This is a genomic window from Ignavibacteriales bacterium (assembly GCA_026390795.1).
Classification (GTDB): domain Bacteria; phylum Bacteroidota; class Ignavibacteria; order Ignavibacteriales; family Melioribacteraceae; genus Fen-1258.
Genome location: JAPLFG010000003.1, coordinates 135,517 through 159,230, shown reverse-complemented (window position 1 = coordinate 159,230; position 23,714 = coordinate 135,517). Strand labels below are relative to the sequence as shown.

The window sequence follows — 23,714 nt, the reverse complement described above, 5'->3', positions numbered from 1 at the left end:
ATGGGTGGTCAAATAATTCCCGAAGTGATTCGGAAAATGCCGAAAGTGGAAATTCATCTTCATCTTGAAGGTGCGTTCACTTTTGAATTTCTCTTTGGATTAATACAAAAATACGGCGGCGACAAGGAGATTAAAAATCTTCAAGATCTACGCAATAAATTTGTCTTCAAAGATTTTGCGCATTTTATCGAAACATGGTTTTGGAAAAACAAATATTTCAAGACTGCGGAAGATTTTGAAGAATCGACATATCAAACAATAAAAAACCTTTCTCATCAGAATGTAATTTATGCTGAAGTATTTTTCTCGCCCTGGGATTTTGCATCAAGCGGATTAAAACTCGAAGCTATAGCAGAAGCTACTATCTCTGGAATAAAAAGAGCGGAGAAAGATTTTCCAATTAAATGCAACTTAATCGCGGATATTGTTCGTGATCACGGTGCAGAAACTTCCTTACAAAGATTGAATCAAATTACTCCATTCCTAGGAAAGGGAATAGTTGGGATTGGATTGGGAGGAAATGAAAAAGCATTTCCCCCAATCCTTTTTAAGGATGTATTCCTGGAAGCGAAAAATAGAGGATTTAGAACAACTGTTCACGCAGGAGAAGCAGCTGGACCAGAATCTATATGGTCTGCTCTACTGGATCTAAAGGCGGAGAGGATTGGTCACGGTGTACGTGCTGAAGAAGATCCAAAGTTAATAGACTATATTATTGAGAACCAGGTTCCGCTAGAAATGTGTATCACTAGCAATCTCCAGACAAAAGTAGTTCCTTCATTGAAAGATCATCCGTTCGATGCGCTCTTTCGGAGCGGGGCAAAAGTTACACTGAACTCGGATGATCCGCCGATGTTCGGTGCAGATATTACCGACGAATTATTTCTTCTTTATAATAAATTAAATTATTCACTCGAGGATTTATTACTTCTAACGAAAAATGCTGTTGAAGTAAGTTTTCTTTCAAATTCAGAAAAGCAAAAATACTATCTCGCAATTGATGATTATTCAGCAACTCTGAAGTGAGGTTTGATTTCTCTCTTCTTGACTGATCCCGCAATCAATCATTTAATTTTTTCGATTCATGAAAAAGACTTGTGCGAAAACTGATATAGATTTATATTACAAACACAAATAATGGCCGTCAATTACATTTCTTGTAATTGAGTTAAAAGGGAATAAGGTGAAAATCCTTAACAGTACCCGCTGCTGTTAGCTTCAATAATAATGTTTACCAACCTTGGTCAATGTTCCGTATGGAATGTGAAGACTGGTAAAAGGAAGCGAGTCAGAAGACCTGCCATTATTTATTAATTCAATGCTTTCGGGTAAAAAGCTAAGGATGGTTTATGTGCCTGAATTTCTAACTTAAATCCTTCTTAATTCTTTACTCAGTTTGTTCGCATTATTTTAAAAAGTGAGTCCAAAGAAAATGATTCCATTCAAACTAATTAGACCTGTAATTCTTTTGTGCGTTCTTTGTTTTTGCGCTTCATGTACAGATAAAAAAAATTCCGACGATGCCACAAAGACAAAGTCCAATTCAAGAAGCATTTACAAAAATCAACTGAAGATTGAATACTCCAAAAGCTTTGATATCGAATATCTGGACAGTGCAAAAGTCATAACTGTGTTTACGCATGAATCCTCCCGTAAAGAATCTTTCCAATATCTTCTTGTTCCGAAAAAAGTTTCAATACCTAAAGGTTATGAAAACGCACAAGTGATAAGGACACCTATCAATTCGGCAATTGTTTTGACATCAATCTATGTCGGATTTCTGGATAAAATAAATTCAATAGATAACATCGTTGCCGTTGATAATTCAAAATATATTTATTCATCCCATGCTAGAGATTTGATTGATCGCGGAAAAATAACCGAAGTGGGTGATTCATACGAACTGAATATTGAAAAAGTTTTCAATCTTAAACCGGATTTGGTATTCACATACGGAATCGGCAATCCTTTTATTGACGGCAATCCGAAATTAATTCAGAATGGAATCCATATTGCATCAGCAACATTTCATCTGGAGAATTCTCCTCTCGCCAGGGCTGAGTGGATAAAATTTGTCGCAGCATTTTTCGATAAAGAAAAAGAAGCGAATGAAGTATTTAACGGCATCGCGGATCACTATAACAAATTAACGGAATTAACAAAAAATATATCTTTTAGACCGACGGTATTTACGGAAGCAATTTTTGGCGGCGTTTGGTACGAACCCGGGGGAAATAGTTATATGTCCAAACTTCTAAATGATGCCGGAGCTGAATATCTGTGGAAGGACAATAAATCATCCGGTAGTTTAAGACTGAATTATGAACAAGTATTTGAAGAAGCTCACGATGCCGATTTTTGGGTGAATGTTCTTTTTTGGACAAAGTTAAGTGACGCATTAAAAAATGATTCGCGCAATTCAATGTTCAAATCTTATAGGAATAAAAATATTTACAACAATAATGCATCATTAAATAAATTTGGTTTTTATGAATATTGGGAAACAGGCATTTTAAATTGTGATCTTGTCTTGAGTGATCTAATCAAAATATTTCATCCGGAACTTTTACCCGAGTATAAATTAAAATATTATAAAAAACTCTTGGATAATTAATGACCCTGCTGAGTAGAAATAAAATCACGTTCACATTTTTCTTGTTATTGCTGGGGATTTTTTTCTTCTTCGATATTCTATTAGGTTCGGTAAGAATTCCAATTATGGACGCATTTAATATTATAACCGGTTCCTCTTCAAGGAATTCAACGTGGGCAACAATTATAACAGCATTTAGAATTCCCAAAGCAATCACTGCCGTTTTAGCAGGAAGCGCTTTGTCGGTAAGCGGATTATTGATGCAAACATTTTTTAGAAACCCGCTGGCGGATCCATTTGTTCTCGGAATTAGTTCCGGCGCAAGTCTTGGAGTTGCGTTGGTGATTTTAACTGCTAATTTCTTGGGCTTAAATCTTTTTTTCTTGAGTAATATTTTTAACAAACTTAGTACTACTGTTGCCGCCGGAATTGGTGCATCGGTTATTTTGGTGTTAATTACATTTATTTCAAAAAAAATAAGCAGCAATATAACTTTGCTAATTTTCGGTTTAATGCTCGGATACATAATTGGTGCTTTTGAGAGCATTCTAAAATATTTTAGTTCGCCGGAAGCTCTGCAAGGATTTGTAATATGGGGAATGGGAAATTTTGGGAATGTAATTTGGAGTGATCTATTAATATTAATCCCTACCATTCTATTCGGTTTAACTATAGCTTTTCTTTTATCAAAATCGCTGAATCTTTTTTTACTTGGTGAAAATTATGCTGTTAGCATGGGGATGAATTTAAAAGTAATAAGATTATTGATAATAGTAATTGTTGGAATTCTTGGCGGAGTTATTACGGCATTTTGCGGTCCCATCGCTTTTATCGGAATAGCAGTCCCTCATATGACAAGAAAAATGATGAATGAATATGATCATAAAATTCTTATTCCCGCTGTAGCGTTGGTTGGCAGCAGTCTTGCGCTTTTTTGTGATATAATTTCGCAATTGATTTGGAATGATCAAACTATTCCGATCAACATTGTAACTTCTCTTGTTGGTGCACCGGTCGTGATGTGGATTATTCTTCAACAGCGAAAAATTAAACACACAATTGCAATGGATTAAAATGCCAGAACCGAATCCAATATTATTTACTAAAAATTTAGCTGTTGGATATAAAGTAAAAAAATCTAATGATTACATTCTTTTAGATGGATTAAATTTATCTGTTGAAAGAGGGGAATTGATCTGTCTACTCGGATCGAACGGATGCGGGAAATCAACATTGTTAAGAACTTTAACGGGTGTACAAAAACCGATTTTAGGCGACATATATATTGAGAACAAATCAATTAAATCATTCGAAAGACCTCAACTCGCTAAAGTTCTTAGTATTGTTTTAACAGAGAACTTAAGTGCAGATGGGATTTCTGTATTTTCTTTAGTTAGCATGGGTCGTTATCCACATAACAATTGGCTCGGTATGTTAACCGAGAACGATTTTAAAATAATCAATCATATACTGGATATAACCGGCTTGACACCATACAAGAGCAAATTATTTACAGAACTAAGTGATGGGTTCAAACAGAAAGTTATGATTGCAAGAGCTTTAGCACAGGACACACCCTTGATTTTATTGGATGAACCAACCGCTTATCTTGATATACCAACAAGAATTGAAATATTGGATCTGATCAAATCCATGACAAGACAATTTAACAAAGCGATAATTTTTTCTTCTCACGATCTTGATCTTGCTTTACAGACGGCTGATGTTATTTGGTTAATCACGAAAGACCAAAGAATTGAAGTTGATGCCCCCGAAGACCTCGTCATTAACGGTCATTTCGAGAAAGCATTCAATAAAAAAGAAGTCAAATTTTATCCTCAAAGAGGAATCTTTAAGATTGACCGAGCAACTGATACAAGAATTAATGTTAAGGGGGATCAACTTGAAGTTATCTGGACTGAACGTGCCCTTGAAAGAATTGGTATCTCTACAGAAGGAGACCAAAAGATAGCTGCAGAAATTCAAATAGAAAAAGTTAACGACAGACTTTTCTGGAATCTTGAAATAAATTCGGAATCACATCAGTTTTCTTCTATCAATGAATTGATAAAATATTTTAAAAAAATGTGAGAGCAAGATTGAATGATTAATTGTTGTTCTAATTGAGCAAATTATCGTAGAGCACATTTCAATGGTAAGATATCCCCCTCAAAGATCACGAGGAAAATTGTTTGTTAAATAATTTAAAGAACTTCGTGTTCGACCACTGACTGGCACCATTTTTAAGCTGCATTCTTAATATCTCGTCTGATATCTCCTCATATCTGTCATCTTTGTGATATCATTTGCCGGTCACTTACTGTACTTATTTTATAATTCTAATATATTCTCAAAGAGCTATCTCGTTAGATTAAAAATTGTGAAGAGTAGAATAATCACTTTTTACGTTGAAGTATCCGAGTCACTTTCAAATTGTCAAAGAGAAGAACCATCAATCCATGAGTTTGTCTTCACAAAATCTAATGGATTCCTTGACAATAAATATTTTGTTTCATGAATATTTAAGGAATGATTTATAAAAGCAGATCTTGAAGAAAGAGTTCACTTTCATAAACTAATGCACAGCTATGTAAGCAATTTGTCGAATGATGAAACTCTAATTATTGTAATAAGAGATCTCATTGGACATGCAAATATTAGTACTACTCAAATTACAGATAAAGTCTTGAGTTGGAGCTCTATTCCGTTTTTTTATAAACTCTAACGTATTCCACTTCCATTCTTTGTGGAAAAATATTATTGTCAATTCCTTGTGTACCACCCCAAGTACCGCCAATTGCAAGATTTAATATCAAATGAAAATCTTTGAAGAAAGGCCAGTATTGCCATCCTTTATTTTCATTGTTAACAACAAAATAAAGTGTGCCGTCAACATAAGTTTTAATTTCATTTGCAGACCATTCTAATATATAATTATGGAATGCCGTCGAACAATCATCAACTTTCATTGTCCCAGTTTTTTGATTTCCGTTTGTCCAGACATATTTGTTACAGTGAGTTGATCCGTGAATAACGCCTTGGTCATACCCTACGTGTTCCATAATATCAATCTCACCGTTATCCGGCCAACTGCCGTTGCCAAGGTTCCATACAGTTGGTAGCATCCAGATTGCAGGCCATGTTCCTTTTCCTGCAGGAAGTTTAGCGCGAATTTCAAATCGCCCGTATGTCCAATCACCACGATTTTTTGTTACAATTCGAGCAGAAGAGTAAAGGCTATTGTTATAGTTATCCAACCTTGCTTCAATAATAAGTTTACCATTTTCAACTCTGGAATTTTCAGATCTATTTGCGAAATACGCTTGAGCTTCATTGTTAACCCAGCCGGGAGCTGCGACATCATAGCCCCATTTCTTTGGATCGGGTAAACCTGTATAATTAAATTCATCAGACCAAACTAAGTTCCATCCAGGAATTTCAGTAGAATCTTTTTCATTAGAAGGTTCGGAGGATTGCGATTTACAACTTGTGGAAAAAAATGTCAGAAAAATTATACTTGAAGATAATATCCTACTATTCATGGAAACCTCATAAAAAAAATAGAAAGAAGAATTGCACGAGAAAATTACATAAATTTTATTCGATTCTACAAGTGGTTGGAAAAATGTGGTATAATAGTGCAAGTAAAAAAGTTAGTCCGAGATATTGATAAATTTTTAGCAACAGTTGTTAAATTTATTTTTTCGTTATTTTGTTCTTAGTTATTAATAAACGTGTGAAAATAAAATTATGCGTTCTATACAGATTCTAACTTTTCTCTTAATATCCTTTGTGGGAATGTCCAATCTCTTTTCACAATCTTCAAGTGAGATTGTGGCTAAAGCAGGTGACGTTACCATTACTAAAAAAGAATACAAAAAACGATATGAGTTTGTACCGCATGTTCGAACAGATAATGCTTTTGATTCAACATCTTTCAAAAAGAATTTCTTACACACACTAATTGCGGAAAAATTATTAGCACAAGCCGCTACTATAGAAGGAATAGATCGATTACAAAATTTCCGTGCAACAATGGAAAATTTGACGAATGTCTATCTCAGAGATGCTTTATATAAAAAAGAAGTTCTTGATAAAATAACTTTACCCGATTCGGCAATTATAAAAGGACGAATCCGGATGAGGAGAAGTGTTCGAACCAAATTCATCTTTTCTCAGGATAAGAAAGAAATTGAAAAAATCTATTCTGAAATTGGATTGGGTGCATCATTCGATTCAATTCTTACAACACGACCGGAAAAGTTAGAGCAGAAAGAAGCCGCTGAAGTTACTTTCGGTACAATGAATGAAAAAATGGAAAATGCAATTTATAAGATTGATGTCGGGCAAATCACTTCTCCTATAGAACTCCGAGAAGGTTGGTACATCTGTAAAATATATTCCATCACGACAAAAATGGAACTGGATGAAAGCGACAAATCAAAAATTGAAAAAGTAATCAAATCGCGAAGTGAAGATAAAATCTACCAGGCATTTCACAAGCAATTTTTTAAGGGAATTGTAATTAATGCAGATCGTCCAAAAGTAGAAAAACTGTATAATGTAATTATGAGCTATCTAAATGAAAATAAAATGAGAATTGTTAAGGATAAGGGAGGCAAGTATAAAATCGGCGAAATAGATATTCCTCAAATCAAAAATTCATTTGATTCGAAAGAATTGAATGAAATAATTATCAAATTTCCGAAAGATCCTATCACATTATCTAAGATGTTTGATTATCTGGCGTTTCAAGATTTTGAATTTTACTCGATTGATTCAGCTCAAATTAAAAACCGCTTGAATTCTTACATCAGTTCTTATATTCAAAACGAAATGCTCGCGCGGGAAGCAAAAAAACGCGGATACGATAAATTACCTGAAGTCGCTTCTGAATTGAAAATGTGGAGAGAATATTACCTGGCTCATGAGATGATGAAAAAGGTTTATAAAGATATATCAGTAACCGATGATGAAGCTTACAATTTTTTTGTGAAAGCAAATCAGGTAATTCTGCAACCGGACGAATTTAATATTGCTGAGATTAACACAAATGATCTGAGCACTATCGAAACAGTACTAAACGAATTAGATATGGGGATAGACTTCAAATTCCTGGCAAAAAAATATGCATCGAACGATTCTTTAAAAGCTCAGGAAGGCATATCGGGATTTTTTAAGGAATCCGAAAAAGGTGAAATAGGAAAAGCAGTTTCCCGGATGAAAATTGGAGAAATATATGGACCAATTAAATCTCCAGAGGGATACTCGCTCATCAAATTATTAGAAAAAAGAGAAGGCAAAAAAGAGAAAGTAGCAACATTCGAGGAAGCCAAAGAAGACGTAAAAAATATTTTGAAAACCGAGAAGATGTATCAGAACCTCGATGAAACTACAGCAAAGCTTGCGGCATCATACGGAGTAAAGATTAACGACGCAGCATTGAACTCGATAAAAGTCTCTTCCATTAATATGATTGTTCTGCGGAGATTTGGTTTTGGTGGTCAACTTCTGGCTGTACCATTCACACCAAACTTCTCAAGCTGGTTCAAAAAATTTGAGCAATTGAAAAAAAAGAATATTCTATAATTCAAATCTTATGTTGAAAATTAAGACCAATATTAAAAGATTTTATATTTCAATTGCAGCAATTACTTTTCTTGTAATTACTGTATTGGTAGTTATGTTTTTGTACAGCGATTATTTCAAGGTAAGTAATGGAGAAGTCAAGAAAATATATTTCGTTGATAATATTTCTCAAAGTCATAAACTGATAATAGCTCACTTTAACGAATTGAATAAAGGGAAAATTGAGGTTATACCTATTGATCTACCATTCGAGAAATTCAGTACAAATGAAAGGAAAGAACTTCTTATCCGTTATCTTAGAAGCGGCAGCGATCGCTTGGATCTCTTTTCGGTTGATCAAATCTGGGTGCCGCGTTTTGCAAAATGGACTGAACCGTTAAGCAAATATTTTCCGGAATCACAGCGGAAACTGATAGTCGATCAGGCAATGAAAACATGTTATTATGAAAATGAACTTGTGGCAATGCCTTTATATTTCGATATTGGAATTTTGTATTACAACAGCTTGCTTCTCAAAAAACTTCCGGATTATAATGCAGTTAGGAACGAACTTGATAATTTTATAACATGGGATAGATTCATTACAATTGGTCAAAAGTTAAAATCTTATGGACATCCTATTTATGTCTATCCGGCAGATGATTATGAAGGATTAATGTGCAGTTTTGTTGAGATGCTGGAATCCCAGAATGAAAAATTGTTCGTCAACGACACTGTTAGCTTGAATACGAAGGCAGCTGAAAACGCACTTCAACTTTTGGTTGACCTTGAAAAAACTTATAAACTTTCGCCAAAAGAAATTACAGACTTTCGTGAAACAGAGAGCTATTTTCATTTCGTGAATAATCAGGATGTTTTTCTAAGAGGGTGGCCGGGATTTTATGAATGGTACAGAAAAAATGTGAAGAATCAGGATGTTTCGAATATCTATGAAAAAGCGCCGATGCCTCATTTTAAGGAAGGTAGACCGGCAAGTATTATCGGTGGCTGGAATTTGATGATGTCTAAATATTCGACAAAGAAAAACGAAGTGATAGAGTTTGTAAAATTTCTGTTAAGTAATGAAGAGCAGAAAATATTCTACGAAGTTGGCGGATACTTGCCAATTCGAAAAACCATGTATTCGGATACTGTATTTCTAGAAACTCATTCGGAATTGAAATTTTACAATAAAATTCTAAAGAGCGGCGTTCACAGACCATTTTCTGAGAAGTATACGAAATGTTCCGATATAATTGCATCATACTTAAATTTAGCAATCCAAAACAAAATTGGTGTGAAGGAAGCGCTTGGTAAAGCCCAGCGAATTATTAACTCCGGTGATGTATTCATAAAATAATAGTTAAATGAAAAACCAATTATTTGAAAATCTTAAAAAATATCACTTTGAGTTTAGGCACTTAACCGTGCTTTTTATAGGACTGATAATTTTTCAGCTTGTTCTCGCCTATGTGCATAAAGCATCACTTCATAACTTTGTTGAGAACACACAGGAGTGGTTTCAAAAACATTCCGCAGAGAGATTTGCAAATCTGAGTACTACAACACTCGAACTTTTATTGGAAACCTCGAAGTTAAACACACCTGTAGATGAAACAGATAAACGCAGGATTATTCAATTCTTTGACATTATCCTAAATCAGCAAGTCCTTCAGCAAAATGTTGAAGAGATTTGTCTGCTTGTAAATGATGGTAAAAAAGTTCGTGCGATTGACGACGGGCGCGTTCTATTTTCGTTTATCTTCAATCAGAAGATCGATTTACCTGATGCGACAAATCGCCACAGACAGGCTATTAAGCTATATGACAGCGTTAAAACTGAACTCATCAAGAGTGAACAAATAATTAATATATTAAGTGATAAGCAAACTTATCACATATTTGTTCCCTTTGTTCCCAGCGGCGAATTTATTGGCGCACTTTATATGCGTAATACTGCCGATGTTTCCTTCATACAGCGCGAAATTGTTTCTAACTATGAAGAGACATCTTTAATTTATTCGGCGCTTTTTCTTCTCGGCTTATTAACCATGTATTATATCTCAACTTATACTGTAAAAGAGCGAGACGAAACTCAAAAATTATTATTGGAAGAACATGAAAATAGAATTAAACAGGTGATTGAACATGAGAAAGAAGCTATGTTCACAAAACGTATCTATCATACACACCATAAAGCCGAAAAGGTAATGGGTTTTATTAAAGATGATCTCAGAATGCTCTCGCCTGAAAATATTAACGAAATTCAGTATCGAGTTTCCCGTTACTCCAATTTTATTTCTCGAGTAATTTATGATATGAAATGGTACGATCCACCGGTTCAAACAATTCGAAATTCGTCATTCAGAACAGACCTGAATGAAGTAATCCATTTCATTGTAGAAAATATTTTTAACAGGACAGCTAGAAAATCGGGTGCATTTGAAATTAACCTGAATCTGGATAAAAGAATTCCACCGCTCGGTATAAATGAATTTGTTGTTTGGGAGGTAATCGAACCACTACTTCAAAATAGCATTGATCATGGAGGCGACGTTGAGTTGATTATTCATGTAGAAACAAAGTATGATCCGCAAACCAACTCTTCAGCTCTTCTAATTTCCGATAACGGTCCAGGAATTCTTCCGGAGCTTATGGAGCAGGATGAATTTGGCATCAAAAAATTATTTCTTGAAAACGTTTCAACAAAAACAACAGGACAATCATCCGGATATGGTTGTTATATTGCCTATGAAATTTCTAAACAAAGATGCGGCTGGAGTATTGACGTTGAAAACCTTGAAAACTTTGGATGCAAATTCACAATTGGAATTCCACACTAAGTTTTATTGGAGAAGAAAATAATGCCTGATAATCAAATAAAAGTTCTGTTGATTGAGGATGAAGACTTTGATGTACGAAGAGTTGAAAATACAATCAAACCCTTTGAGAATAGAATTAAAATAATGGATGTAGTCTCTGATGGTCGTTCTGCTATTGAACTGCTTGAATTAAAAAAAAATTTTTATGATGTAGTAATTATGGATTTTCAAATAGCAGGAGGATTGCGCGGAGCTCATCTTATAAAAAAAATAAAGGATTGTGATTCAGCCCTTCAAATTATTGTTATAACAAAGATGACCACTAATATTACTGATTATGAATTTGCAAATAATCTAATTGAAGCGGGTGCATTCTGGTACTGTACGAAATATCCCGGAGATATTGAACAATATATTTATCAGCCCACAGATTTTATAATGAGCATTATCAATGCTTATGAGAGAAAAAAGCTTATCAAGGAAAAACAGAAATCAAATCAAAAACTTCATAAAAATGTTGAAGATATACTTTCAAGCAAGAAAATAATCGGTGTTTCTTCCTCTATAAAGGAATTAAACGGACAGATTGCAAAATATTCAAATAGTAATGCTCCAATTTTAATTACCGGATCTTCAGGAACCGGAAAAGAATTGGTAGCTTACAATATACATTACCTTAGTCCTCGTAAATATGAAAATTTTGTTCCAATCAATTGTGGAGGTATTCCCGATCAGTTAATTGAAAGCGAATTGTTCGGTTACGAGAAAGGAGCATTTACAGGTGCGGAAAAAAGTAAACCCGGACTTTTTGAGATGGCTAATCACGGTACGATTTTTCTTGATGAAATTTCCGAATTGCCGCTATCCGCTCAGGTAAAACTCTTGCGGGTTCTACAGGAAGGAGAGGTTGAGAAAATTGGGCGTACTGAAAAAATAAAAGTTGATGTCCGAGTGATTTCTGCAACAAATAGAAATCTTGAAGATGAAGTTCGCGATAAAAAATTCCGAGAGGATCTATTCTATAGGTTGAATGTTGTGCCTATTCATGTACCGTCATTACGTGAAAGGAAAGAAGATATCCATTATTTGGTAGACTATTTCATGAATGAGTATTCTGTTGATATGGGTAAAGAGATGCCAGTCATATCAGAAGAAGCAATGAAACTTCTTATAAATTTTGAATGGCAAGGAAATGTGCGCGAATTAAAGAACCTGATTCAGCGTTTACTCTTCTATGATGAAAAAATTGTAACTACTCAATTAATTCAAACTGCATTGGGTAAACGTACATCTCTCAATGAAAATCACTTTACTAATGACGGAATGAATTTCAATCTGCCTGAAGGACTTCAGCCGCTGAAACATATGGAGAAGATTTTCAGAGAAAAATATTTCAAGTATATTCGATTACAATCGGAGTCTGATGCCGATGCAGCCAAAAAACTTGGACTCGCTCCGCCCAACTATTATAGAATGTGTAAAGAGCTTAAATTGAAATAACCGTAAAAATTATATCACTAAACTTTTTTATAGATAGAGCATATCTGGGTACGTTATTAAAATCATAACGGACCATTATCAATCTAATAAGTAATTTTAATATAGAACTTCATATTATTCTTATACTTTCCAATTTCGCACAAATTTCAATTTATTTCCTGGTACCCTTTTTGAAAAATAAGTTTGTCATCTTTATCCCCAAAAGGATTTTATGCGGCGATCAATAATTACAATCATTGTTATTCTCTTACGACTGATTTTAATCGGTAGTGGAATTACATTGGCACAAACAGCCACATTGGAACCAACTTTGAGTTTAGTGGATATGGAAGGCGGTGTTCATGGCACAAATGATTTATTCATTCCGTTTCAAAATGGATTTCCGGTTCCGACTTTCGAAAAACAATCAAGGACCATGATCAATCTTGCCGGTGACTGGAAGAAACAAAGATTTGCTGCAAATGATAATATTTCTATGGCGAAGCGTGATGCTGCCGGTTTGGCTAACATTGTAACTGAAGCCGCAAACCGCCAACTTTCAAATTACGACGATTCATCATGGGAAATAAAAACACTTCCGGGTGTAGAAAACAAGATGAATATATTTCCGAAACCTCCAGAATTTTATACAGACGGAATCTGGTATAGAAAGACATTTAATGTTGATACTGCAAATGCAGGTAAATTTATAAAACTGATTTTTTATTCGGTGAATTACATCTGCGATGTCTGGATTAATGATCAATATATTGGTTATCATGAAGGCGGTTATACTCCATTTGCATTTGATGTGTCATCTGTACTCAATTATGGCGGGACAAATACGATTGCTGTACGTGTAGATAATATCGCGTGGAACACACGTAATGACATTGTCCCATATACACAATGCGATTGGTTCAACTATTCCGGAATTATTCATGATGTTTATCTTGAAATCGCTGATCCAATTTCAATTCTAAGGACAAATATTGTCCCGAAAGATCTTGATGGAAATATTGTGACTACTGTTATTCTTAATAACAAAGGAACTGCTAAAAATGTTTATGTGAATTTCAAGGTTTATGAAGCGACTGTAAATGAAAATAATATTAAATCTGAATTTGCCAAAGATATCATTGGGAACGAAATTGCTTTGAATGGAATAGCCAGTTCACTTACAAAACTTAATGAGAATGGTGCCACAGTTGTACGTTTCTATCATCAGCTTCTAAATCCAAAGTTATGGTCAATGAAATCACCAAACCTTTACGTAATGAAGGTTACACTTACAAATAGTTCTACTGATACGACAGTGATTGATGAATATTACACCCAATTTGGAATAAGAACAGTTGGAACCAATCAAGGTAAATTTACGCTTAATGACAAAGTAATGTTCCTACCCGGAGTTGCCCGCCATGAAGAGCATCCGCTTTATGGAAGAAGTGTTCCAAAGGAAATCATTTTTTCTGATCTTAATACAATAAAAGGATTGAACGCTATCTATCTTCGCACTGCACATTATCCTAACCATCCTTATACTTATCTGATTGCAGACAGAGTAGGCCTTGCAGTAATGGAAGAGATACCAGTGTGGCAATTCGATACACCGGAATCTTTCAGTATTCAAAACAATTTGCGCCACATTCATCAGCAGATGTTCAGAGAAATGGTCTTCAAAGATTATAACAGACCATCTGTAATAATGTGGAGTACATCGAATGAATGTAAGGAAGAAACCGGAAGATTGGTTTATAATAATGCAATTAATTATGATCACGAAACATTTTATAATGACGGAAGATTACTTACTCAATCGGCTGCTGCCGACAGGCCGGGACCAAGCGATCCCACAATGCTGCCTCTAGATGTTGCCGGATGGACACTCTATTATGGTATCTTCTACCCACAAGGTGGAGGTGGAAGTTACTTTGGTCCAACTTATTCATTTTTGAATAATGCGAAGATTGCTAATCCGAATAAACCATTAATTGCAACTGAATTTGGTTACTGGTCATCGGAAAACGGATCATCAACTGCGGAACAGTCAAATGTATTGACGCAGACTTTCAATGCATTCAAACTTCATGCTCCTTATGATATTAATGGCAATCCAATTCCAAGCGGATTTCTTATGGGAACAACCTGGTGGTGTGCGTTTGATTGGTACCAGTACAAGTCGAACGGTTATCAAACGATGGGTTTGATCTCGATGGATCGTTTAACCGAAAAACCGGTTGCGGCAAATTTAAGAAGTACATACCTTCCGTATGCAACTAAAGATGGTTTGATTGTAAGTGTTGAAGAAAACCAAACAGAAAGACTACCTACTGAATTTTGTTTGGAACAGAACTACCCTAATCCATTTAATCCCAGTACTGTTATCAGTTATCAGTTGGCATCAGATAGTTATGTTACGCTAATCGTTTACGATCTCCTCGGAAGAAAAGTTGCTACACTTGTTGATGCTAAACAATCGGCTGGGAATTATAATTCTCAATTCTCAATTCTTAATTCTCAATTATCCAGCAATGTATATTTCTATAGATTACAAGCCGGTAAATTTGTTTCTACAAAGAAAATGGTTTTTATTAAATGATATTCAACAACAATTGTTGAATTCTTTCTAATTCAGGTAGAGAAAAAATGTCCCTTTCACATATCAGAAATTTTTTCATAATTAATTTTTCATTGGCAACTTTTCTATTTGCACAAATTCCAATTCCGGCTACTGGTTGTTATCATGCAGCATTTACCGGGGACAATAGCCAGCAGCAATTTGAGACTTTGGCGAAAAAAAATATTGCTATCGAAATGTTTTTCATGGGATGGCCTTTAAATCCTTCATTACCCGATTTCCCAATAACGAAGTGTAATGAGATCAGTAGTAACGGGGCAGTACCTCATATAACATGGATGTGTCAAGTGAGCGGTTTTCCATATCCTCTTGATGGAATAATAGAAGGGAATTACGATAGTTATATAAGAGGTTATGCCGATCAGGTGAGAAATTGGGGAAAGCCACTCTTCATTCGTCTTGGTCACGAGATGAACGGAGATTGGTATACCTACGGTGGCGCCAAAAACGGGAGCGGAACATTAAACGGTTTCGGAGATCCAGGCAAAGCGGATGGTCCTGAAAGATTTATTGCTGCATACAAACGTGTTCATGATCTATTTAAAAGCGAAGGTGTTACAAATGTTGCCTGGATTTGGTGCCCTAATAATGGAAGTGCACCCAATGCCGCATGGAATGAGCCTGAAGAATATTATCCCGGCGATGATTACGTTGATTGGATTGGCTTTGATGGATATAATTTTGGTAAATCACAAACATGGTCGAACTGGGTACAATTCAAGGATATCTATACGGCGCTCTACAATAAGTTTGATAGTTATAAAAAACCATTGATGATTGGAGAATTTGCTTCAGTAGAAGGAAGCGGAACGGCAGATAAAGCAGAGTGGATTAAACAAGCATACTATCTGAATCTAAGATTCAATTTTCCTCATATCAAAGCTGTTACATGGTTTCATGTTGCAAAAACGGAAGGAACGGTTTGGACTGATTGGCGAATCAACTCATCAGATGCCGCACTTAAAGCCTATCAAGATTACATTGCTGACCCGTATTTCTTATCCACTATATCAGCAACTAATGTTGATGAAGATAATCAATTACCAACAGAATTTATCCTTAAACAAAATTATCCCAATCCATTCAATCCAAGTACAAATGTTCAATATTCTATTTCAGAGCCAAGTCATGTAACATTGAAAATTTATGATCTACTCGGAAGGGAAGTAATGCAACTTGTAAACAAGTACCAAGACCCAGGAAATTACACCGTTAATTTTAATGCATCTAAACTGTCAACTGGAATTTATATCTATACACTTTCATCTGGAATCCATTCTAAAAGTAAAAAGTTAATGCTGCTTAAATAGACTTATTAGATTAATAACCACGGATTATCAAATTAATAATTGATCATTCAAATCATCTCTAATATCATAACAATTCAGAAGAAATTCTCAATTCATTAACGGTACTATTTTTGTTTAATGAATATTTATGAATAACCCCATTAGCATTTACGATAATCTAATAATTCTAATTTACTTTGTTGCCGTTCTTGGGATTGGACTATACTTGCGCAATAGAGATAAAAACTTAACAGACTATTTTTTAGCAGGTAGAAATCTAAGTTGGTTTGTAGTTGGTATATCACTTTTTGCAACTAACATTTCAAGTGAACATTTAATAGGACTGGCAGGGCAGGGTGCATCACGAGGATTGGCAGTAGCTCAATTTGAGCTGATTGCGATTTTTCTTTTAATACTTCTTGGATGGTTCATTGCACCTATTTATAAAAGAGCAGGTATTCTTACTACACCAGAATTTTTAGAAAAAAGATTTGATGCTTCTAGCAGAAAACTTTTCTCTGGACTTTCAATCCTTACTTACTTTATAACCAAGTTATTAGTAACACTATTTGCAAGCGGAATTCTTTTCAACAAAATATTCGGACTAAGCTTTTTTTCCTCTGCTGTTATTATTGTTCTTCTTACAGGAATCTATTCTTTAGTCGGCGGTTTCTCTGCTGTTGTACGTACTCAAGTATTTCAAGGAATTGTTTTGATCGTGGGCGCATTTGTATTAACAATATTTAGTTTTTACGAAGTTGGTGGACTTGCAGGACTACGCGAAAGACTGCCAAGCGAACATTTTCAAATGTTCAAACCAATGAGCGATCCCGACTTCCCATGGACCGGGATTATTTTTGGTGCTCCAATAATTGCTTTCTGGTATTGGTGTGCAGATCAATACATAGTGCAACGAGTTCTGGGTGCAAAAAGTATTAATGATGCTCGTACCGGAACAATTGTAGCTTCATTTCTAAAGATTTTACCAATCTTTATACTAGTTATGCCCGGTTTAATTGCTTTTGCACTCTATCCTGATATAAAAGGAGACGAAGCTTATCCACAGCTCCTAGCAAGTAATATTCTACCTATTGGAATTAAGGGACTGGTCATAGCGGGTTTTTTATCTGCAGTTATGTCCTCTCTGTCAGCGGCCTTTAATAGCATAGCTGCACTCTACACAATTGATTTTTATAAGCCAAAACATCCTGAGGCATCGGACAGAACTTTAGTATTGGTAGGAAGAATGGCAACCATTACAACTGTAGGTGTATTAATTCTGCTCGTTCCGTTTGTCAAGATTGTCAATTCGCATATTTACATTTTTTTACAAAGCACTCAAGCGTTTATTAGTGCACCAATTACAGCCGTATTTATATTAGGATTGACACTAAAGAAAATCAACGCTAAGAGTGCTTTTATCTCACTAATTGCGGGTGAATTTCTTGGTGTTTCCAGATTTTTAATTGAATTTTTGAATAAGTCGGAGATGATCAGTAATCCGTTTTTAGTCGCCTATGCGCAAATAAATTACTTACACTTTACAATATTTTTATTCTTAGCAACCTCGTTATTCTTAATCTCCCTCAGTTATATCTTCAATCAAGGTGAAGAATTAAATTCCTCAAAAATCAATTTTCTTTTTGGTCACAAATATAATGCTATGGAAGTGACTCGCGGTGTAGCAATTATTCCTCATGCAAGAGTTAATATAGTTCTATCAGGTTTGATAATAATCTTGACGCTGAGTTTGTGGTATCTTTTTGTATAAAATAATAAACACTCTCAATAAGTAGTTCTAAATAAATAAATGAGGCACCTAACAAAAGGAGAAGTACTATGAAAAAACTTCTAACACTCGTTTTATTTCTGCTCATCGTTGGATCATCATACGCTCAAAAGTATGTTTTTCAACCATGTGATAATTCGGTTTCAAGCGGCTGGTGGGACCAAGACCCTACACATTTTTACAATAATCAAGGTTCAGCAGTAGCCAAAATGGATTTATCCGATTACACTGCTGATAAGAAAAACGGCACTGCATCATTAAAAGTTGATTACAACGTTGGTGCCGGTGACGGATGGGGCGGATACTGTGTGCGCGTAGTTGTTAAACCAACGGCGCAAATTTATAACCTATCTACTGCCACAAAATTTACATTCTGGTACAAAGTTCTTACACCTATTGTTCTTTCTACACCAGGTGCAACCTATATGGAATTTAAGTTGTGCGATATTCAGGACGGTAAAGAAGACCGGTTTCTTCGTCAACTACCGATCGATTTGGCTGATGCTTCAGGTACCTGGAAGCAGGCTACGGTCGATTTGAATTTTGGTACAGACCCGACTTTATCATGGTCACCTCAGGAACAGAGTGGTGATGGCGAATTACAACTTGATAAAATCAATGGCATGGAGATGTCAGTAGTTTACATCGTTCCTGGCGGTCCAACAAATAGTCCAACTGCAGCCGGTTCTATTCTTTTTGATGATTTTGCAGTTACTGGCGACGCTTATGCCCCACCAATCCTATCGTTTGCTAATATGGCTTCTCAATTTGGGCTCGACGATATGGGTTGGGCTGGTGACGGTAAAGGTGCATTAACTTTATCAGATGAAGCAACAGATAAAGTTGAAGGCACCGCCGGTTCATTAAAATTTGATTACACCTGTTTTGCATCACAGGATTGGGGCGGCTTTGTTGCATTCGATATTCCTGTAACAGCCCCGGAAAAATTTGTTGAGAGAACTTACTTATCATTATTTATAAAAAATTTGAAAGCTGTAACTACTACTGTTCCCAAAAGAGCTGTTATGAGAATATTTCTTTTTGAAAAGAGTAATGGAACGGATGAAGAACAATGGATTACCAAAGTTCCTATCGATTTAACTCAAGTTTCTGATTGGACAAGATATGATTTACCATTAAAACAGATGACTTATAGTACTGATGGTGATCAGTATCCACCAACAGGTGGATGGGGTTTAAATCCGAACGGCGCTAAGGGAGACCAAACTTTCAATCCAGATAAGATGACAAAAATCAGAATTGAAGTCTTAGGGGTTGGAGTTGGACCTGATGCAGGAGTAAAAGGGGAAAAACTAATTGGAACGATGTTGCTCGGAATGATGCAACAATCCGGTTTCCAAATATTTGATATAGTTGCTCCTCTTGCACCTTCTGTTGCAATTGTCCCGGGTACTTTTTCAAATCTTGTAACATGGACTGATTTAACCGATGAAACGACAGAAAAATATAATGTTTATGCTAGCAAATCTTTCATCACTAATATTAATGCGCCCGGAGTTGAGGTTGTTGCATTTGATGTACCGAGAGGGACACAGGTAATTGAGCATCTTTTGAGATCTCCAAAGACCGACAGAAGCAGCACAGTTTATTATGCAGTTAATGCGGTTGATAAAGCAGGTAACATCGGTGCGGTTTCAAGCACAAGTTCTGTGGAAAATATGGCCAAAGGCATTCCTACAATACCAATCCTAACGGTTCCGAATTGGACTGCTGACGGCGATTTGAAAGAATGGACTAACTCCGGTGTTACGCCATTCAAATTATTCCCCGAGAATGGTTCAGCACATATAATGACAGGATTTACAGTTACGAATAATGCAGATTGTTCTGCAGATATGTATTTAGCGATGGACAATACATACCTCTATTTCGCAGCTAATGTTAATGACGATATTGTTTATGCCGATGATAATCAATATATGTCTACCGGTTATAATTGGGCGCTGGATGCTGTTGATATAGAAATTGGTCTATATAATCAGGAAGCTAAACAACATACCTCATATAAACATGGAACAAAACCAGATTACCATTTTAGATTTAATAAAGTAAGAGCCCGTAGCGATGAAACCGGAAAAGATTCACTGTTATTACCGGGTGTAAACTATTATTGGCAGGAAAAATTCCCCTCAGGTTATGTTGTTGAAGCAAGACTTAAAATAAGCGATATAGCAGCATTAAGAAGATCACCGGCAGGCACTCTGGATTCAATCTATGTTAAAGAGGGTTACAAGATTCCGCTCGATTTTGTTGTAGGTGATAATGACGGTAAAAATGGTACAGATTTAGCCGGTAATCGCGAAGGTCAAATAAGCTGGTCACCTTTTAATAATGATAACGGATGGAATAATCCTTCAAAACTAATGTACACTTGGCTAGGAAATTCGGACCAAATTACAACAGACATAGAAGTAGAATTGCCATTTAGTTATTCATTGGACCAGAACTACCCAAATCCTTTCAATCCAACAACACAGATTAAATACTCTATCGCAAAGGCTGGTATCGTAACTTTAAAAATTTACGATATTCTTGGTCGTCAGGTTGCAGATCTGGTAAACAAATATCAGGATGCAGGTAAATATTCAATTGACTTCAACGCATCACGTCTCGCTTCTGGAGTTTATGTTTACAGAATTGAAAGCAGCTCATTTACAAGTGTTAAAAAGATGATGTTGATTAAGTAATCAAAGTCAATTTTGGGGCACCAGAATCTATGGTGCCCCATTTGTTCTATAACTTAAATTTTTCAAGGGATAGATTATGTGCAGGATTAATATAATGGAGAGAATCAAGTTGTCGGGAAGTGTATTACAACTGAGCTTTGTACTGTTGTTATTTGCTTCTTCATTTATTAATGCGGGTACTACTGGAAAGCTTGCAGGCAAAGTGATTGATTCCGAGACCAAAGAACCGGTAATTGGTGCAACGGTTCTTATCAACGGCACAAACTATGGTGCAGTGGCGGACCTCGATGGATATTATTATATCAACAACATTTCGCCCGGTGTCTACACAGTCGTTGTTTCATCGATAGGTTATCACAAAGTTACCATTCAAAAAATTTCAATAAGAATTGATCAGACTACTCGTCTAGATGTTGATCTAACACCCGCATCAATCAATCTTGGTGAAATTGTTATTCAGGCAAAACAACCAATGGTCACAAAAGATTTAACTTCATCAACAGCAATCGTTTCAGCAGAAGAAATAAAATTGATGCCAGTCGAAAATTTGAATCAAGTTGTAAACCTCCAAGCCGGCGTTGTAAACGGTCACTTTAGAGGAGGACGTTCCGGTGAAGTTTCTTATCTGGTTGATGGTGTAACAGTAACTGATGTTTTCAACGGCGGTATGTCGGTAGAAGTTGAAAACTCCTCTATTCGAGAGATGGAAGTTATAAGCGGTACATTTAATGCCGAGTATGGTCAGGCTATGGCCGGCATTGTCAATATTGTTACGAAGGATGGTGCCTCAAAATACGAAGGATCTGCTTCGGCTTATGTGGGCAACTACTTTACAACTCACACAGACATCTTTCAAAATGTAAATAAACCTAATCTAAATGGTCCAAGAGATTTTCAATTAACCTTGAGTGGACCGACACAAGTCTTAAATAATTTGACATTCTTTCTTACGGGCAGATATTATCATGACGATGGTTATGAGTATGGACAAAGATATTATAATGTTTATGATGATAGACCGACTTTTCCAATAGCAGGGAATAATACTGTATGGATTGATCATGGTACAGGCGATAGCGCTTTTGTTCCAATGAATCCATACGAAAAAAAATCTTTTAACGGAAAATTGACTTATAATTTTAACAGATGGAAATTCAGTTATAGTATTTTTTGGGATGATAACTGGAGTAAGGGATACAACCATGCTTACAAATGGACTCCCGATGCAATAAAAAATAATTATCGCACAAATACAATTCATAGTTTCCAAATTTCATGGTTACCATCTCAAAGTACATACGCAACATTAAAGCTCTCATCGAACAATCATAAGTTCTGGGGCTATTTATATGAAGATGAATACGATCCTCGTTACGTTGAACCCAATCAGGGTACACCAATTACGGGTTATACATTTAATCAAGGCGGTAATGAGAGTGATAGATACAATAGATATACACAAAGCTACATTGGACAGATTTCATTGGAATCGCAGTTGACTAAAGAGCATAAAGTTAAGTTTGGTGCAGAAGCAAGACTTCATACAATCTTTAATAGTTGGAAAACAATACGGAATATGACAGAAGGACAAATTGACTCTACCGGTAATGCAATTTTTACCCTAGGTTATAGTAATCCTGACACAAAATATAATCAGAGTTACACAAGATACCCATTCGAAATCTCAGCATTCATTCAGGATAAAATGGAATATGATATAATGATTATTAATGCCGGCGTCAGATTCGATTATTTCAGTTCAAACACAGACTTACCGGTTGACTTACGCAATCCGTTGAATAATCAAAATTTTGCCAATGCCTTTGTGAAGAGAGATGCACAATCAGAATATCAGATAAGTCCTCGTCTCGGAGTTTCATTCCCGATGTCTGATAGAGGAGCAATTCATTTTTCATACGGGCATTTTTTCCAGATTCCGAGTTTTGAAAACTTATATAGTAATTATGCTTATTTAATTGATCAAACTTCATCTCTTTCTTCCAGTGTCGGAAATCCGGAATTGAAATCCCAGAAAACTGTGAAGTATGAATTAGGGCTTCAACAAGTAATCTTTCCGGAAGTCTCCGTTGATGTATCTCTTTACTACAGCGATATTCGAAATCTGCTTGGTATGCAAATTCTTACAACATACGAAGGATTTACATATGCACGATTCATTAATAGAGATTATGGCAATGTTAAAGGAGTAATCATAACTCTAGATAAAAGATTTGCGGATTTCTTTAGTGCCAAGATAGATTATACATATCAGGTAGCATCTGGAAATGCATCGGATCCGATGGTTGAATTCTATAATAATCAAGCTAATCCTCCGGTTGAATCAAACAAAAAAGTGGTTCCACTGGATTGGGATCAGACACATACAGTTAATGCAACTGTAACTATCGGAGATCCATCGGATTGGACTGCAGGAATAATATTCAGTTATGGTTCAGGTGCGCCATATACAGAAGATCCCAGATATTCTCAAGGATTACGTTTTGAAAATAATGGAAGAAAACCGAATACAATGAATGTTGACCTAAGAGCAAATAAACAGTTCAAGATTTTTGGTTTTGATGTAAGCGCATTTGTACTTGTTTATAATCTGTTCGATATCAAAAATGAATATGGAGTATCAAGTACGACTGGTAGAGCAGGAGTAGATCTCAATACGAAATTTGCAGCACCAATTATCGGAAGAAATACTATTGAGCAGTATTTAAAAAATCCGGGAGACTACTCTTCGCCAAGAAGAATCAACATCGGTTTCAATGTTAATTTCTAATCCTATGCACTGAGCTATTTTTAGAAAATGGAGTTTA

The 23,714-nt window shown here is 35.6% G+C and carries 14 protein-coding genes and 1 riboswitch; of the genes, 13 read left to right on the top strand and 1 reads right to left on the bottom strand.

Annotation, left to right across the window (positions count from 1 at the left end):
• The 4 genes from add to NTX65_04160 all read left to right on the top strand — a co-directional run bounded on the left by add (position 1) and on the right by NTX65_04160 (position 4,684).
• Positions 1-1,026, top strand: a complete 1,026-nt coding sequence (gene add, locus NTX65_04175) for an adenosine deaminase (protein MCX6168513.1) — start codon at positions 1-3, stop codon at positions 1,024-1,026.
• Between the two features lie 95 nt (positions 1,027-1,121).
• Positions 1,122-1,320, top strand: a riboswitch (cobalamin riboswitch).
• 112 nt (positions 1,321-1,432) lie between these two features.
• Positions 1,433-2,614: an ABC transporter substrate-binding protein gene (locus NTX65_04170; protein MCX6168512.1), complete on the top strand. Its 1,182-nt coding sequence runs from the start codon at positions 1,433-1,435 to the stop codon at positions 2,612-2,614.
• Positions 2,614-3,666, top strand: coding sequence for an iron ABC transporter permease (locus NTX65_04165; protein MCX6168511.1), 1,053 nt, complete (start codon positions 2,614-2,616; stop codon positions 3,664-3,666). Before NTX65_04170 ends, NTX65_04165 begins: the two co-directional genes overlap by 1 nt.
• A 1-nt stretch (position 3,667) precedes the next feature.
• Positions 3,668-4,684: an ABC transporter ATP-binding protein gene (locus NTX65_04160; protein ID MCX6168510.1), complete on the top strand. Its 1,017-nt coding sequence runs from the start codon at positions 3,668-3,670 to the stop codon at positions 4,682-4,684.
• A 608-nt stretch (positions 4,685-5,292) separates the two neighbouring features.
• Here NTX65_04160 and NTX65_04155 read toward each other — a convergent pair.
• Positions 5,293-6,135 carry a glycoside hydrolase family 16 protein gene (locus tag NTX65_04155; protein ID MCX6168509.1) on the bottom strand — a complete coding sequence of 281 codons (843 nt, stop codon included), beginning with the start codon at positions 6,133-6,135 and terminating at the stop codon, positions 5,293-5,295.
• A 208-nt stretch (positions 6,136-6,343) separates the two neighbouring features.
• Here NTX65_04155 and NTX65_04150 point away from each other — a divergent pair, with 208 nt between their 5' ends.
• The 9 genes from NTX65_04150 to NTX65_04110 all read left to right on the top strand — a co-directional run bounded on the left by NTX65_04150 (position 6,344) and on the right by NTX65_04110 (position 23,677).
• Positions 6,344-8,182, top strand: a complete 1,839-nt coding sequence (locus tag NTX65_04150) for a peptidylprolyl isomerase (protein ID MCX6168508.1) — start codon at positions 6,344-6,346, stop codon at positions 8,180-8,182.
• Between the two features lie 10 nt (positions 8,183-8,192).
• Positions 8,193-9,521, top strand: a complete 1,329-nt coding sequence (locus tag NTX65_04145) for an extracellular solute-binding protein (GenBank protein MCX6168507.1) — start codon at positions 8,193-8,195, stop codon at positions 9,519-9,521.
• Positions 9,522-9,528: 7 nt separating this feature from the next.
• Positions 9,529-11,004 carry an ATP-binding protein gene (locus tag NTX65_04140; protein MCX6168506.1) on the top strand — a complete coding sequence of 492 codons (1,476 nt, stop codon included), beginning with the start codon at positions 9,529-9,531 and terminating at the stop codon, positions 11,002-11,004.
• 21 nt (positions 11,005-11,025) lie between these two features.
• Positions 11,026-12,483, top strand: coding sequence for a sigma-54 dependent transcriptional regulator (locus tag NTX65_04135; GenBank protein ID MCX6168505.1), 1,458 nt, complete (start codon positions 11,026-11,028; stop codon positions 12,481-12,483).
• Between the two features lie 211 nt (positions 12,484-12,694).
• Entirely contained in the window at positions 12,695-15,064 is a 2,370-nt protein-coding gene (locus NTX65_04130; protein ID MCX6168504.1) for a T9SS type A sorting domain-containing protein, read from the top strand.
• A gap of 47 nt (positions 15,065-15,111) precedes the next feature.
• On the top strand, positions 15,112-16,413 hold the full coding sequence (locus tag NTX65_04125; protein MCX6168503.1) for a glycosyl hydrolase: 1,302 nt from the start codon (positions 15,112-15,114) through the stop codon (positions 16,411-16,413).
• A 127-nt stretch (positions 16,414-16,540) separates the two neighbouring features.
• Entirely contained in the window at positions 16,541-18,163 is a 1,623-nt protein-coding gene (locus NTX65_04120; protein MCX6168502.1) for a sodium/solute symporter, read from the top strand.
• Positions 18,164-18,231: 68 nt separating this feature from the next.
• On the top strand, positions 18,232-20,889 hold the full coding sequence (locus tag NTX65_04115) for a T9SS type A sorting domain-containing protein (GenBank protein ID MCX6168501.1): 2,658 nt from the start codon (positions 18,232-18,234) through the stop codon (positions 20,887-20,889).
• Between the two features lie 94 nt (positions 20,890-20,983).
• Entirely contained in the window at positions 20,984-23,677 is a 2,694-nt protein-coding gene (locus NTX65_04110; GenBank protein MCX6168500.1) for a TonB-dependent receptor, read from the top strand.
• Positions 23,678-23,714 lie beyond the last annotated feature (37 nt).